Origin of the sequence: Bradyrhizobium sp. NDS-1, assembly GCF_032918005.1 — a bacterium.
In the GTDB taxonomy this organism is placed as follows: domain Bacteria; phylum Pseudomonadota; class Alphaproteobacteria; order Rhizobiales; family Xanthobacteraceae; genus Bradyrhizobium; species Bradyrhizobium tunisiense.
Genome location: NZ_CP136628.1, coordinates 3,597,885 through 3,612,387, shown reverse-complemented (window position 1 = coordinate 3,612,387; position 14,503 = coordinate 3,597,885). Strand labels below are relative to the sequence as shown.

The following is a 14,503-nucleotide window of genomic DNA, read 5'->3' as shown; positions in this document are numbered from 1 at the left end:
TACCGCGGTCTCCCCTCAATCCCATTTCGGGGCGAAGCCGAAGTCGGTCAGGCGGCCCTTGGAGTTGGCGAGTGCCGCGATCCGGCTCATCTGTTCCTCCGACAGCTCGAAATCGAAGATCTCGATGTTTTCGGACAGGCGCTCGATGCGCGAGGTGCGCGGGATCGCAGCGACATTCTGTTGCACCAGCCAGCGCAGGCAGACCTGCGCCGGCGTCTTGCGGTGAGTGCGCCCGATCTCGGCTAGCGTCTGGTCGGTCTTGATGCGCCCCTTGGCGATCGGGCTGTAGGCGACGAGTGCGAGGCCATGCTGATCGCAGGCCGCCTTCACCTTCGCCTGGTCGAGATAAGGATGGTATTCGACCTGATTGCAGACGAGCGGCTCGCCCGACAGCGCCACCGCCTGCTCGATCAGCGCCACCGTGAAATTGGAAACGCCGATGTGGCGGGTCAGGCCCATGCGCTTGGCATGCGAGAGTGCGCCGAGCGTCTCCGCCAGCGGCACGTGCGGATTGGGCCAGTGCAGCAGCAACAGATCGACGGAGGGAAGCCGCAAGCGCGCCAGGCTCTCCTTGACCGAGCGCTCGAGATCGTTCGGCGCGAAATGGTTGGTCCAGACCTTCGTGGTGAGGAAGATGTCGTCGCGGCGCACGCCGGAGGCGCGCATGCCGTCGCCGACCTCGCGTTCATTGTCGTAGACCTGCGCGGTGTCGATGTGGCGATAGCCGAACCGCAGCGCCTGCTCGACCACGCGCGCGGCAGACCTTCCGCTCAGCTCCCAGGTCCCGAGCCCGATCGCCGGGATTCTTGCGCCATTGGCCTCGACGAACAGCATGAGGAGTCCTCTTCCGTTGCGACAGCCCCCGACGTTATCGGGCCTCATTATGGACCCCGCCCGTGACGCTGCCAACGGACGCCGCGGCAGTCCCGGGGGATATTTGGCGCAATGCTAACGGGAGGTTGCGTCAGGCTTGGCCCGTGACTTCACAGACCCTTGGCGCCAGGCTTTGGCCTCAGGCTTTGGCGCCAGGCTTTCGCGTCAGGCTTTGGCGAGCGCCTGGAATACCGTGTCCGGGGCGTGCGCGATGACCGCGAGCAGCGCACGGGCCGGTCCCCGCGGAGCACGCTTGCCCTGCTCCCAGTTGCGGATGGTCTCGACGGGAACGCCGAGCTTGGCGGCGAACTCCATCTGGGTCAGGCAGGCGCGGCGGCGCAGATCGCGCACCGCGAGCGGGCCGGTGTCGGCCGGCGCGGCATTGGCCGCAGGCTGGACCGGAAACTCCTGTCCGTCCCGCAACTCGACGACCCGTCCGTCCGCCTTCAGCCGCAACCGCATGTCCAATCCCCCAAGCGGGGCGATGATGCGGCAGGCCGCTTAAGTTCGGATTAAAGATGCTTTCGCCATTCCGGGGCGCGCGAAGCGCGAGCCCGGAATCCATCGTGCAGCACGCGAGGCCGAAAAATGGATTCCGGGCTCGCGCCAAGTGGCACGCCCCGGAATGACGCCGGGGCGAGACCTACCTCAGCCCGAACCACAACGTCGCGATCCCGAGGAAGGAGAAGAAGCCGACGACGTCGGTCACGGTGGTGACGAAAGTACCGGAGGCTACCGCCGGATCGGCCCTGACGCGGTCGAGCGCCATCGGGATCAGGATGCCGCCGAGCGCACCGGCGACGAGGTTGCAGACCATCGCAAGCCCGATGACGATGCCGAGGCCGGGAATCTTGAACCAGGCCACCGCCGCAATCCCCGTGATCACGGCAAAGGCGAGCCCGTTGATCAGACCCACCAGCGCCTCGCGCATCACCACACGCCAGGCGTTGGAGGCGCCGAGGTCGCGCGTCGCCAGCGCCCGCACCGCCACCGTCATGGTCTGGGTCGCGGCATTGCCGCCCTGGCTCGCGACGATCGGCGCCAGCACGGCGAGCGCCACCATCTTTTCGAGCTGGCCCTCGAACAGGCCGAGCACGGCGGATGCCAGGAAGGCGGTGGCGAGATTGACCAGCAGCCAGTTGAAGCGGCCGCGCGCGATGGTCAGGAAGGTGTCCGACAGCTCTTCGTCGCTGGTGACGCCGCCGAGGGCCTTGAGGTCCTCGTCCGCCTCCTCCTCGATGACGTCGACGACGTCGTCGACGGTGATGACGCCGACCAGGCGGTCCTGGGTGTCGAGCACCGGCGCTGCGACGAGATTGTACTTGCCGAACATGCGCGCGACCTCCTCCTGGTCCTCCAGGACGGAGACGCGGCGGCGGTCCTCGTCGGTCAGCTCGGTCAGCGCGACCGGGCGGCGCGTGCGCAGGAGCACGTCGAGGGGAACGGCGCCCTGCCAGTGCTGGTCCTTGTCGACGACGTAGATCTCGTAGAAGCGGTCGGGCAGATCGGGCGTCTCGCGCATGTAGTCGATCGCCTGGCCCACGGTGAAATCCTGGGGCACCGCGATGAACTCGGTCTGCATCCGGCGTCCCGCCGAATTCTCGGGGTAGAGCAGGCTGCGTTCGAGCGCGACGCGCTCCTTGAGCGGCAGCTTTTCGAGGATCTCCTCCTGCTCGGCCTGGTCGAGGGCCTCCAGCAGCTCGACCGCGTCGTCGGATTCGAGCTCACGGACACCCTCGGCGACCGTCTCCGGCGGCAATTCCTCCAGGATCTCCTCGCGGACGGCCTCGTCGACCTCGTTCAGCGCGGAGAAGTCGAAGTCGGCCCCGGTCAGCTCGACCAGGCGGACGCGGTCGTCGGGTTCCAGAGCGCCGATCAGATCGCCGAGATCGGCCTCGTGCAGCTCGGCGACACAGGCGCGCAGCGACGCGCTGTCGCCGGCCTCGATGGCACGCGCGATTTCCTCTACGAATTCGTGCCTGATATCGCCGTCTTCATTGCGCATCGGCACGTGGTCGAGTACCGAATCCGCGGCGGATCGGGCAACGTCCATATGTTCATCCATGGCGCGCCTCGCCGTTTGACAGGTTGGATCAGATGGTCTGAGCTGACGGTCAGGCAATACCCACAAGGCAATCGCGAGCGCAATGACAAAGATGCTGCGACTGAGGTGGACTTCGATGACGCTGGGCGCGGCCCTCGGCACTCTCGCCGGCATCGCCTCGATCCAGGCCGCCGAGTGCCCGCGCAAGGACGCACTCGGCACCGCACGCGTGCTGAGCGTCGATGCCAGGACCACGCCGCGCGTGGGCTTGAAGAGCTTTCCGCAGACGCTTGCACTGGCCGATCGCGAGGTCGTGCTGACCTTCGACGACGGGCCGTACCCGCCGACGACGTCGAAGGTGCTGGCGGCGCTGGCGCAGGAATGCGTGCGCGCGACCTTCTTCCTGATCGGCCAGCACGCCTCCGAGCATCCCGACATGGTCAAGCGCATCGCCCGCGAGGGCCACACCGTCGGCCATCACTCCTTCTCGCATCCGTTCATGGGGCGTATTCCGTTCGAGAAGGCCACGGCCGACATTGACCGGGGCATTGCCGCAGACGAAATGGCGCTGCACGGCACCTCGACGACGACGCCCTCGACGCCGTTCTTCCGCTTCCCCTATTTCGAATCGACGCCGGCGCTGCTCGACCTGCTCGAGACTCGCGGCGTCGTCGTGTTCGGGGCCGATCTATGGGCCAGCGACTGGGAGGAGATAACGCCGGAGCAGCAATTGAAGCTCGTCACCGAGCGCCTCGCCGCGAGTGGCAAAGGCATCATCCTCTTCCACGACAACAAGGCGCGCACGGCTGCAATGATGCCGGCGTTTCTGCGGTATCTGAGGGAGAACGGGTATCGGGTGGTTCACATCGTGCCAGCGGGCCCAGTGCAGAAGAATGCCGACGCGCATTGATGCCGGAATGTCACGCCGGCGCAAAATGGGGTGATCCGGGGCCAATTAACACTCTGTTCATGCTACCGCGTGCAAGTTAACGGCGGCTACGGCTGAACCGTTTTGGGGCATCTCCGACCTATTAGGGCGGCAATCGCATGGGGGCAGACGAAGGTTCATGATCGGAAGTAGCGTTGTTTCGCGGACGCGATCGTGGACCGCCCTTAGCCTATCCCTTGGCCTGTTGTTGGGATTGCTGACCACCGCTTCGCCGGCGGCGCTTGCGGCCGATTGCCCGGGCCGCCCCGACGCGCTCGGGACGTCCCGCACCCTCGTGGTCGATCCGCGCGAGCATCCGCTGATCGGCACCATGCAGTACCGCGAGACGTTGCCGCTGAAGGACCATGAAGTGGTCCTGACCTTCGATGACGGCCCGATACCGAAATATTCCAACCAGGTGCTCCAGATCCTCGCGGACGAGTGCATCAAGGCCACCTTCTTCATCGTCGGCAACCAGGCCAAGGCCAATCCGGAAGGCGTGCGCAAGCTGGTCGCGGCCGGGCACACCGTCGGCACGCACAGCATGGACCATCCGCTGACATTCGACCGGATGCCGGTCGAGAAATTCGAGGCCGAGATCAACGGCGGCATCGAATGGACCAAGGCCGCGATGACCGATCCGTCCAAGCTGGCGCCGTTCTTCCGCATTCCCGGCCTGATGCGCGCCGAAGGCGTCGAGCAACATCTGATCTCGCGCGGCATCCAGGTGTGGAGCGCCGACTTCCCGGCCGACGACTGGCGCCATGTGTCGTCCGACCGCGTCTATCAGCTCGCGATCCAGCGGCTGGAGGCCAAGGGCAAGGGCATTTTACTGCTGCACGACATCCAGGCCCGCACCGTGGCGGCGCTGCCGAAGATCATCCGCGACCTCAAGGCGCGCGGCTATCGCATCGTGCATGTGGTGCCGGCGACCGCCGACCGGCCGGCGACGCCGACTACTCCGGTGGAGTGGCTGCTGCATCCGCCGACGGAGACTGTGCCGATCGCGCGCTGGCCGCGCGTGCCGAACTTCGTGTTCGCGCAGACCCGGACGCTGCCGGCGCCCGCTCTTGCCGATCTCAACGCGCAGACCGGGCATCAGCCGCTGCTGCCGCGCCGGACCATGGCGCAGGCGAATGTGGCGGCCACCCTGCCCGTGCCCGGTCGCGATCTGTTTGCCATTCCCGAGGGCTCGGTCGAGGTGCTGCTGTCGACGACATTGTCGCGGCGTGCTGCGACGCGGCTGGCAATGGCGGCCGAGGGGCCTCATTCCGCCAAGAAGAAGGCCAAGCCGCAGGGACGGCGAACGGCACATGCCGCGGAGGCCGCACCGAAGCAGGCCCCACAGATCAAGACGGCTGCCCCCCGCCCGACCCGCCTCGCCACCAGCGCGAAGAAGCGCGCGTGAATTCTACGTCCGCATGATGGCGGCGACGCAGAGCAGCACGATCAGCGCCAGGAAGAACAGGTCCATATAGGATTTGAGCTCGCCGTCGCGCCGCAGCCGGGCGACGTCGACGACCACCTGCTTGCGCGCGTTCGTTCCCCCGGTGCCGTCATTGATCGGGCCCTGCAGTCGCCGCGTCTCGGCCTCCAGCTTCTCGATCTTCTGGAAGAAATAGAATGCGCGAAGCGTCGAGGCCGCACGCATCCCGCTATAGACCAGCACCAGGATCGCGATGATCGCCCGGTTCTGGTATTTCTCCATGAAGTTCAGGCTGAAATAGACCATCGCCATGAATGCGAAGTTGGTCATGAAGCGGTAGACGAAGCTGAGGAAAACCATGCTGGCTCGAACCTTGAGGGGCGCAACTCAATGGTGTTGCGAAATTCGGATCGGGGACCCAGACCGGAACGGCCGACCTGGATGCGTGGCGCCCCGTCTACGCCAACTTTGTTTCGACAAAGATACCATCGTCCCGCAAGTCGCCGCCTTTTAGCCACACGCGGCCATAATGCAAAGGCGGAGTGCGCCCTCGCCCCTTTTCTCGCCGCTGGGGCAGCAATGGCTTTTTCGGCGGAAGTCGCGATAGACTGCGCCCTGCCGCCACAGCTGGGGTCTGCCGATGCCGAAGAAGGGAATCACCGGCCACGACGACTGGGTTCTGACCGAGGCCCTCGCGACCGCCCTGGTCGCACTGGAGCAGCTCGAACCGAAGCACCGGCCGAACGCGCATATGGACGACATCCGCAAGATGCTCTCGAACGGCAAGGAGCCCGCGGCGGTGAGCCTGCACCTCGCCCAGGCCAAATGCCGCCTGTTTCCCGATCTCGACCCGCTGGAGATCTACCGGGAATACGGCATCGGCGAGGAATATGGCTAAGGCCCGCCGGCGACTGATCCCGCAACCACCATCGCCAACGCGCCGAGGTCGATCCTGCCATTGACGATCAGCTCCTCCGAGCCCTTCGCATCGTCCGCGCCTTGAACCTTCAGCGCTTGCGGCCGGTTGGCGGCTTGCCGCTGCAACTCGCCGATGATGGCCTCCTTGAGCTTCTCTTCCAGCATGGGCTTGCTCCTTCAGGCCGGCGCTACGCGCCGACGTCACGCGTCCCGCTCAACCAAGGCGAAGCCGCGCGCTTCGTTCCCCGTCACGCCAAGCGCCGCGGCAGGCTGTGGTGGATCGCGCACGCGGCGACCGCCGCGTGGCCGAACGCGACCGAGATCTGGTGCAGGTCGGTGACGACGTCGCCGATCCCGTAGAGTCCGCTGACCGAGGTGCGTTGATGGTCGTCGACTTTCAGAAAGCCTTCTCCGACATGCTCGGCCCCCAGCGACAGCGCGAGTTGCGAACGCACCTCGGCGCCCATCGCCGGATAGACGGTGTCGAATTGCAGCGTCCGGCCATCGCCGAAGACGGCCTCGATGCCCCCGCCCCTCCGCCGTAGATGCAAATCGGGCGCGAACAGGATTTCGACGCCCGCCTCGGTCAGCTCCGATGGTGCGCTCCGTTCGTCATCCCGGCCGATCGCGAGCAGCGTCACGTCGCGCGAGTAGCCGCGCAGGAACAGCGCCTTGCTGGCCGCGCGGTGAAGTGGGCCTATGACGCCGATGCGTTGGCCGGCCGCCTCGAAGGCGTCGCAGACAGGACAATAGCGCAACAGCCCGTCCGCGACGGCAGCGCGCCACTCCCGGAACGGCGGATGGGTGTCGACGATGCCGCTGGCGAGAATGACGGTGGCGGCGGCATGCTCCTCGCCGTTCCAGCTCGCCTCGAAACCAAGATCGTGCCGCCGCAACGCGGTGACCTCGGCTTCCACGTGCGCGACGGCGAGGTCGTCGAGCTGCGCCGACATGCGGGCGATCAGATCCGCCCCTGACAGCCCGTGGACGAAGCCGGGAACGTTGTGGCTGCGCGGGATCAGCGCGGCCCGGCTCGCCCCCGCGTCAACGACACAGACGCTGCGGCGGAAGCGCGCCAGATAGATCGCGGCCATAAGCCCGGCAGGGCCGCCGCCGATGACCAGGCAATCAAGCCGCGCACCGGTCATTTCGGGTTCGGGTCAGCAAGTCCGGCGCCGGGCTCCTGGAGGCGCCCGCTTCTCGCCAGCCGGACGGCATTGCCCAGCGCGCGCGCCGCGTTCTGCACCTCCTGCTGGAATTTCCTGTCTTCATCGAGCGCACCATGCGAGGTGGCGTACGGCTCCATGTAGCCGACATAACCGTCGATCTCGGCGAAGCGCCCCGCCGAGACCAGCTGCATGTCGGTCAGCCAGTCCGACAAGGCGCGGCGCACGCCCTCGGCACCGACGGCATCGCCGTGGACGACGACGCCGAAATGACGGCCGGCGAGATGGCGCGGATAGGGCCAGCCCTTCAGCTCCATCGCCTTGGCTTCAGCAGCCTTCTTGCCGTGCGTCGAGGTCGGATCGGGATTGCCGCCGTCGGCGCAGACCATGCGATCCATCATCGCCTTGAGCCCCGAAGGCACGTGGTACCAGTTCACCGGCGTCACGATCAGGATGCCGTGAGCGGCGACCCACAGCGGATAGATCTCGTTCATCCAGTCGTGGGTCTGCCCCAGCGAATGGTTGGGATAGCAGCTGCATGGCCAGTGGCAGAGCGGCATCGCGGTTGCGACGCAGGATTTGCAGGGATAGATGGTCTTGCCGAATTCGGAGGCGAGGCGCGACAGATCGAGGACGTCGACGGCGAACCCCATCTCCGTGAAGACAGGCTCGGCCAGCTTGACCAGGCGCCAGGTCTTGGACATCTCGCCGGGACAGGTGTGCTCGCTGCGGGCCGAGCCGTTGATGACGAGGATGCGCGGCGTCTCCTCCGCATCGTCATGCCGCCGCTGCGCTTCCAGGATCTTTGCGCGCGCATCGAGCCAGTCGATGGCGAGATCGTAGTCGGGATCGGAGAAGCCCGCGCCCGCCTTTCGCGTCAGCGGCGCCTTGCGCGAATGGCTGTAGGCGTCCCAGGCAGCGCCGACGATGGCGTCGCGTTCGCGTTGCAGCGGCGCAAAGGCGGGATCGACGAACTGGCTGTTGTAACGCCGCTCGAACTCTCCGCGCGACAGCTTGACGGGCGGCATCCCCTTGCGAATTTCGGCGTCCGTCATGCTGGCTCCCGGCGAAGTCGGTATCCGACCAACCCGGGACGCTGCACGCGGTTCCTCAACGCCTACTGGCGAGCCGCTTCCGCCGGCACATCGAATCGCGCGATCCGCCGATCCAGTCGCCACAGCTCGATGTGATGGACCCGCACGAGCGCGGCGGCTTCGCGCTTGGCCTGCTCGTCGTCGTCGCAGACGAGGTTGATGCATCCGAACACGCGCCCGTCCGGCTCGATCTCGAACGCGCGGTAATGCTTGAAGCTACGCATGGTCACCGCCTCGCCTCGGATAGACCGGGGCGCTCAGCCAGTCGGTGAGGTTCGAGGTCATCTCGTTCTGTTTCGCACGCCGAAGCAGCATCTCGCGCTCCTTGCCGGGTGGCAGGCTGCTTGCGTGCTCGCGAGCCTTTTCGGCGAATGCCGCCAACCGCTCCTGGAGCGATTGGGTCTGTTTCCTGCGGTTGCGTTTTGCGGTCATTGGACTTTCACAGCGGATTTCGGAGGGTGGAAATGGTCCCGGCGGGAGCGGCCCCGCCGGCAAGGTTGGCAGCTTCCGCCGCACCGAGCGGTTCCAGCATTTCAATAAGTTAACGCCGCGCGATTTTGCGATCGCGACCGGCGCGTGATGCGCGCATCGGCGCCTCACTGCTGCGGAACCGAAATGCTGATTCGTATGTTCTTAAGGACTTGAAGGAGGACCAGCATGGCAAAAGCAGCACGGAAGCGGCCTGGCTCACCCATCGGCCGCAAGGGACCGCGCAAGGCCAATCCCGCGTACAAACGCCGTTCGCGGCAACCGTGGACGCCCGCTGATGTGAGCAAGCTGAAGCAGCTCGCGAAAGGCAACACGCCGACCGGCGTCATGAGCATCAAGCTGCAGCGCCCGGTCGCGGCCATTCGCAGCAAGGCGCAGCGCGAGGGGATTTCGCTGCGGCCGGTCAACCGCTCGCCTTACACCCGGCGCAGCAAAACGGCGAAGCGGCGTTAGCACCGCCGCGTTCGGCGGACGCTACTCCGGTGGCTGCAGGCCCGGCGACCGCAGCCACTCGCTCATCTGAGAACCGGTTTCCGCTTGACGCGCCCTGCGCAACATCTCGTCGCGCGTTGCGCCGGGCGGAAGCAACTCGGCCTGTTCGCGCAGTCGCTCCGCTTCGGCGGCAAGCCGTATCTCCAGCGGATCCATTTGCCTCTCTCGACGCCGCATCAACATGGGCGTTCTCCCTGATCGTTGGGTCGGAGCGCTCCGTTGCGTTCTTACCGATTGAGATCATCGCGCAAGCGATGCCTCTACAACCTTCCAGACGCGGAACGGTTTCGTGGCGCCGTCCCGGACGGGAACGCTTCACGGCGTAACTGAGCCAAGAACGTAACATGAGTTAAGTCAGCCGATGACGTCTTTTGCTAAACTGAGTACGTCGTGGCCCAGCCTGGATTGGCGCAAATGGACAATTATCGCCAGCTTCAGAAGAGCTGCGAGCATCAGGCCGCTCTCAGTTCCTCCTCCGCAACGCGAACTGCTCTGCTGGAAATGGCGGAGGAGTATCGCAAACGAGCCGAATGCATGGAGCTTGGGGCGGCCGAGCCAGGACGGACCGAAAAGCCTTGAGCAGCATGGACCAGGGCCTGCGGTTTCCATGGCCAAATCGCTGCGATCGGAGTATCATTCGCTCATCATCGGCTGAGGCTCTGCCCTAGACGTCGATGACTGAGAGACCGCTTGCGCTCCCGCCTGCACAACAGGGAGCGCGGCCATGCAAACGACCATTCACGTTCCATTGCTCTCTGACGCAGAGCGCGTCGCGCGTGCGCGCAAGGCGATCCGCAAGGCGTTGGATGTGCTCGCGATGTCTCCGCCAGACACGTTTCTCGGCCGCAAGAGCTACGAGCCCTTCCCCAAGGAGCGGGTCCCCAGGGTCAAGACGCTTCAAGAGATCACGATCGTCGAATGATCGATCCTCGGCCGAGACCGGCCGCCCGGGGCATGTCGCGGTTTACCCGCGGCGATAGAGCTGCAGATAGCTCGGCGAGTACAACGCCGCGTCCTTGAGCGCGTCGAGATCGCTGATGGTCAGCGTCCGATCGCGCAGCACGATCAGGCCCGACGCCCGCAGCTCCTGGACGGTGCGGTTGAGATGGACCACCGACAGTCCCGTCGCATCGGCGAGATCCATTTGCGTCGCCGGCATGACGCAGGAATTGCCGTCGACCATGCCGACGGGACGAAGCCGCTCGAAGATTTCGCAGAACAGATGGGCCACGCGCTCCACCGCCACGCGCCGGCCGAGATTGACGGCCCATTCGCGCTGGATCGCGTTGTTGACCGCCGTCTCGCACCAGAACGCTTCGGCGAGCGAGCGGTCGCCGGCCACCAGGCTCTCGAAACGCGCGCGCTTGATTTCGGCGTAGACCGCCGGCGTCAGCGTCGCAATGGAATGGTCCATCACCGAGAGCAGTAACGCATGGGCGTCGCAAGTCTCGCCCGGAAAAATGAAATTGACGATCTGGCGCCGGCCGTCCTCCAGCGTTTTGTAGCGGCAGAGCCAGCCTGACAGCACGATGCGGACGCTGTCGACAGGATCACCCTCCGAGAGGAGGTCTTCGCCCGCGCCGACGCGTTGCAGCCCTTCGAGCATCGCATATTCGAGTGAAGCACGGGCCTCCGCCGTCAATGGCCTCAGCGTGCTCAGCCGGCGAATGGCCGGCTCCATCACATTGCGATCGGGCGTCGACAACGGCATCAGCCAGCCACCACCGGTGTGTGGAACATGCGCTTGCTGAGGGGAATTGTGATCGAGCATTCCAACCCCGCTGGGTCGAATGTCAATGCGGTGCGCCCCTTGAACTCGAATGCTAGCGTGCGCTCCAGAAGCTCGGTACCGAAACCCTTGCGCGGCGGCGGCTTGACCTGCGGCCCGCCGCGCTCGCGCCATTCGAACACGAGCTCGGCAGGCTCCCTGCTCTCGTCGAGGCGCCAGGTGATCTCCATGCGTCCGCTCGGCTGGCTCAGGGCGCCATATTTCAGTGCGTTGGTCGCAAGCTCGTGGATCGCGAGCGCAAACGTCTCCGCGGCCTTGGCCTGGAAGCGGACCTTGGGGCCGGAGACCCGCATCTGCTCACCCTCATGGGCATTGTAAGCCAGAAGCTCCTCGACCACGAGGTATTCGAGGTCGATGCCGCCTTCGGGATCGCGCGTCACCATCGCCTGGGTACGGGCGAATGCGTTGATCCGGCCATCGAGATGCGAGGCGTATTCCTGGACGGTGGAACTTGTCTCGGCGGAGCGGCGGGCGATCGAGCGCACCACACCGAGCGTGTTGCGGACACGATGCTGGAGCTCGGCCAGCAGCAGGCGCTGGCGCTCCTCGGCGCGGGTAATGGCGGTGACGTCTATGAAGGTAATGACGACCCCGGCAATGAAATTGTCGATGCTGCGGTAAGGCAGAATACGCACGATGTAGCGCGTGCCGCTGTCCGGCGCGCTCAGCTCGCGTTCGACGCTGGCAAGCGTGCGCAGCACGCGGCGGACGTCCTCATAGAGCTCCTCGATGGGGATGCGGGCCTTGATGTGGGCGATGGGCCGGCCCGCATCGGTCTCGACGAGATGCAGGATCTGCGTGATCGCAGGCGTGAAGTTCATCACGCGCAAATCGTTGTCGAGGAACACAGTTGCGATCTGCGTGCTCTCGAGGAAGTTCTTGAGATCGCTGGTGGCGCGCGTCAGTTCCTGGACACGGTGCGCCAGCTCGCCGTTGACCGTCGTCAATTCCTCGTTGACCGACTGCAGCTCTTCGCGCGAGGTCTCGAGCTCCTCGTTGGCCGACTGAAGTTCCTCGTTGAGCGACTGGTATTCCTCGTTGAGCGACTGGTATTCCTCGTTGGAGGATTTCAGCTCTTCGTTGGAGCTCTCGAGCTCCTCGATGGTCGCCTGGAGACGCTCGCGCATGGTGCGCAGCTCGCCTTCGAGGCGCTCGACGTGCTCGGTGCGCACCAGCAGATTTGGATTGTGCTGGTCAGCCTCGATTGCGCGGATGGGACCGTCCTTGAACAGCACGACGAAGTTGCGGCGGCCGCTAGCCCCTTCCTGGATCGGCTCCACCGTGATGTCGACGAGGACGCGATGACCGTTCACACCGAGCTGCACTTGGCCTGCATGGGCCAGCTCGTTGGTCTCCGCCGCGCGGCTGAGGGCGGTGCGCAATTCGAGCCGGAGATCGCGGTGCACCAGCTGGAGCAAGTCGAGCGTGGCCGCGCCCGCCGTCGGCTCGATGTAGCGGCCGGTGCGTCCCGAGAAGTGCAGGATGTGGAAATTGTCATCGATGATGACATAGGCCGGCGCATAGCGCTCCGCGATGCGCTGTGCGCGGCGCTCCAGCCCGACGTCGGGGCTGAGGGAGCGAACCGGCGATACTTCGACCGGCGCCCTGCCCGCCCCGGTCGAGATCGGAAATTCCGGCGGCAGCCGCGCGCCGGTCTCAAGCTTCCTGAAGATGCGGGCGCGGCGCTCGACCGGCTCGAACAGCTGGGGATGCCGGGTGACGTTCTCGGAATTGCCGAGAAACAGGTAGCGGTCGGGCAGCAGCGCGAAATGGAACAGCGGGATCACACGGTTCTGCAATTCGGCATTGAGATAGATCAGCAGATTGCGGCAGGAGACCAGGTCGAGCTTGGAAAACGGCGCATCCTTGATGACGTTGTGCTGCGAGAAGATGCACATCTCGCGCAGCTCCTTGACCACGCAATAGGTGTCGCCCTCGCGGACGAACCAGCGCGCCAGGCGCTCGCTGGTCATGTCGGCCTCGATATTGGTGCGGTAGCGGCCAACGCGCGCGGTCGCCAGCGCCCGTCCGTCGATGTCGGTGGCGAAGATCTGGACCTGCGGCGCCGAATCCATCCGCGCCATGTGCTCGCGCAGGAGAATGCCGATGGAATAGGCCTCCTCGCCGGTGGCGCAGCCGAGCACCCAGACGCGGACCTGCTGGCCCGCGCCCTTGCCCTCGAACATCTTCGGGACGATCTGGGTCTCGAGCACCTCGAACTCGCGCTTGTCGCGGAAGAACTCGGTGACACCGATCAGGAGGTCGTTGAGAAGATGCTGCGCTTCGTCCTTGTCGTTTCGCAGGAAATCGACATAGGCGGGAATGTCGTCGATCTGGACCACCTGCATGCGCCGCTGCACCCGGCGCAGGAAGGTATTCTGCTTGTAGCCGTGAAAGTCGTTGCCGGTCGTGTTGCGCAGGATATCCGCGATGCGCGACAGCGAGGTTGCGGCCGCGGCCAGAACCTCGTCAAACCCCTGCTTCTCCTCCAGGCGCCGCAGATGCCGGGCATAGACCTGGATGTGCTCCGGGATCTGCTCGGGCGCCAACACGTAGTCCGCGATGGAAACGGGGGTATTGCCGTTGATGAGATGGTCGGCATCTTCATGACCCGGGACCCTTTCGGCAATGGCGAGACCACCGTGATCCTTCAGCGTCGCAGTGCCGAGCGTGCCGTCACCGCCGGTGCCGGCAAGCAGGACGCCGATCGATTGCTCGGCGCGCTCCTTCGCGAGCGATACCAGGAAGCTGTCGATCGTGGCGCGTTCGCCGGGCGCCTGCTCGGCCTTGCGGATCGCAAATCGACCGTCGCGGATGGTGGTGATCATCGCGGACGGGCACAGATAGATCGTGCCGCCCTCGACCGCATCGCCATCGGCAATCTCGGCGACCTTGCCGCCGTTGGAATTTCGCACGACCTCGCGCAGCCGCGGCTCATCGAAGGCCTCGTGGTGCTGAAGCACCAGCACGATGGCCTGATCGATGCCGACGGTCAGCTTGGCGAAGAAGCGCTCGATACTGTCCAGAGAACCGGGGGAAGCGCCGACGCCAATGATCAGCGGGACCTTGATCTGGCGCGCTCCATCGACCGGCTGGTCGCCGACTTCATTCATGACCCTGGTGGCTCTCTTTTGCTGACCGGGAACAACGGCCGCCCGGCCCCTGCAAATAGCAGAAATCGATATTATCCCAACAGATCAAAGACAAAAATGTGCCGGACCTGTTTCGATCCGGCGACAGGGGCCCGAAGGCCAAGCAGCAGCATATGCCGCCATGTCCAGCCC

17 protein-coding genes are annotated in these 14,503 nt (G+C 65.3%); 5 read left to right on the top strand and 12 right to left on the bottom strand.

What is annotated here, in order from left to right; all coding sequences use genetic code 11:
* Positions 1–15: 15 nt before the first annotated feature.
* The 3 genes from RX330_RS17005 to mgtE form a co-directional block, all read right to left on the bottom strand.
* Entirely contained in the window at positions 16–834 is an 819-nt protein-coding gene (locus RX330_RS17005) for an aldo/keto reductase (protein WP_212092898.1), read from the bottom strand.
* A gap of 204 nt (positions 835–1,038) precedes the next feature.
* Positions 1,039–1,335 (bottom strand): helix-turn-helix domain-containing protein, encoded by a 297-nt coding sequence (locus RX330_RS17000; RefSeq protein WP_212092897.1) that lies wholly within the window; start codon positions 1,333–1,335, stop codon positions 1,039–1,041.
* A gap of 181 nt (positions 1,336–1,516) precedes the next feature.
* Complete coding sequence (gene mgtE, locus RX330_RS16995) at positions 1,517–2,938, bottom strand: magnesium transporter (protein WP_212092896.1); 1,422 nt, start codon at positions 2,936–2,938, stop codon at positions 1,517–1,519.
* A 115-nt stretch (positions 2,939–3,053) separates the two neighbouring features.
* On the opposite strand from mgtE, the gene RX330_RS16990 reads away from it, so the two are divergent.
* On the top strand, positions 3,054–3,827 hold the full coding sequence (locus RX330_RS16990; RefSeq protein ID WP_249154120.1) for a polysaccharide deacetylase family protein: 774 nt from the start codon (positions 3,054–3,056) through the stop codon (positions 3,825–3,827).
* A gap of 157 nt (positions 3,828–3,984) precedes the next feature.
* Positions 3,985–5,253 carry a polysaccharide deacetylase family protein gene (locus tag RX330_RS16985; protein WP_317243726.1) on the top strand — a complete coding sequence of 423 codons (1,269 nt, stop codon included), beginning with the start codon at positions 3,985–3,987 and terminating at the stop codon, positions 5,251–5,253.
* 3 nt (positions 5,254–5,256) lie between these two features.
* Here the strand turns inward: RX330_RS16985 and RX330_RS16980 are convergent, their stop codons facing one another.
* Entirely contained in the window at positions 5,257–5,631 is a 375-nt protein-coding gene (locus RX330_RS16980; RefSeq protein ID WP_212092893.1) for a hypothetical protein, read from the bottom strand.
* A 280-nt stretch (positions 5,632–5,911) separates the two neighbouring features.
* Between RX330_RS16980 and RX330_RS16975 the strand changes: the two genes are divergently transcribed.
* Entirely contained in the window at positions 5,912–6,169 is a 258-nt protein-coding gene (locus RX330_RS16975; RefSeq protein ID WP_212092892.1) for a hypothetical protein, read from the top strand.
* Here the strand turns inward: RX330_RS16975 and RX330_RS16970 are convergent.
* The 5 genes from RX330_RS16970 to RX330_RS16950 all read right to left on the bottom strand — a co-directional run bounded on the left by RX330_RS16970 (position 6,166) and on the right by RX330_RS16950 (position 8,881).
* Positions 6,166–6,354, bottom strand: coding sequence for a hypothetical protein (locus RX330_RS16970; RefSeq protein WP_317243725.1), 189 nt, complete (start codon positions 6,352–6,354; stop codon positions 6,166–6,168). The genes RX330_RS16975 and RX330_RS16970 overlap by 4 nt on opposite strands.
* 83 nt (positions 6,355–6,437) lie before the next feature.
* Complete coding sequence (locus RX330_RS16965; RefSeq protein WP_317243724.1) at positions 6,438–7,337, bottom strand: NAD(P)/FAD-dependent oxidoreductase; 900 nt, start codon at positions 7,335–7,337, stop codon at positions 6,438–6,440.
* The gene (locus RX330_RS16960) at positions 7,334–8,410 is read right to left on the bottom strand and encodes a flavodoxin family protein (protein WP_317243723.1); all 1,077 of its coding nucleotides are present in this window, start codon (positions 8,408–8,410) and stop codon (positions 7,334–7,336) included. Before RX330_RS16960 ends, RX330_RS16965 begins: the two co-directional genes overlap by 4 nt.
* 62 nt (positions 8,411–8,472) lie before the next feature.
* Positions 8,473–8,673: a hypothetical protein gene (locus tag RX330_RS16955; protein WP_212092888.1), complete on the bottom strand. Its 201-nt coding sequence runs from the start codon at positions 8,671–8,673 to the stop codon at positions 8,473–8,475.
* A complete protein-coding gene (locus tag RX330_RS16950; protein ID WP_212092887.1) occupies positions 8,666–8,881 on the bottom strand; it encodes a hypothetical protein in 216 nt (71 codons plus the stop codon). Before RX330_RS16950 ends, RX330_RS16955 begins: the two co-directional genes overlap by 8 nt.
* A gap of 225 nt (positions 8,882–9,106) precedes the next feature.
* Between RX330_RS16950 and RX330_RS16945 the strand changes: the two genes are divergently transcribed.
* The gene (locus tag RX330_RS16945; RefSeq protein WP_212092886.1) at positions 9,107–9,391 is read left to right on the top strand and encodes a hypothetical protein; all 285 of its coding nucleotides are present in this window, start codon (positions 9,107–9,109) and stop codon (positions 9,389–9,391) included.
* Between the two features lie 21 nt (positions 9,392–9,412).
* On the opposite strand, the gene RX330_RS16940 is transcribed toward RX330_RS16945, so the two are convergent.
* Positions 9,413–9,613: a hypothetical protein gene (locus RX330_RS16940; protein WP_212092885.1), complete on the bottom strand. Its 201-nt coding sequence runs from the start codon at positions 9,611–9,613 to the stop codon at positions 9,413–9,415.
* 541 nt (positions 9,614–10,154) lie between these two features.
* Here RX330_RS16940 and RX330_RS16935 point away from each other — a divergent pair.
* Positions 10,155–10,352, top strand: a complete 198-nt coding sequence (locus tag RX330_RS16935; RefSeq protein WP_317243722.1) for a hypothetical protein — start codon at positions 10,155–10,157, stop codon at positions 10,350–10,352.
* Positions 10,353–10,394: 42 nt separating this feature from the next.
* On the opposite strand, the gene RX330_RS16930 is transcribed toward RX330_RS16935, so the two are convergent.
* Both RX330_RS16930 and RX330_RS16925 read right to left on the bottom strand, forming a co-directional pair.
* Entirely contained in the window at positions 10,395–11,141 is a 747-nt protein-coding gene (locus RX330_RS16930; protein ID WP_317243721.1) for a Crp/Fnr family transcriptional regulator, read from the bottom strand.
* Entirely contained in the window at positions 11,141–14,332 is a 3,192-nt protein-coding gene (locus RX330_RS16925; RefSeq protein WP_317243720.1) for a CheR family methyltransferase, read from the bottom strand. Before RX330_RS16925 ends, RX330_RS16930 begins: the two co-directional genes overlap by 1 nt.
* Positions 14,333–14,503: the final 171 nt, after the last annotated feature.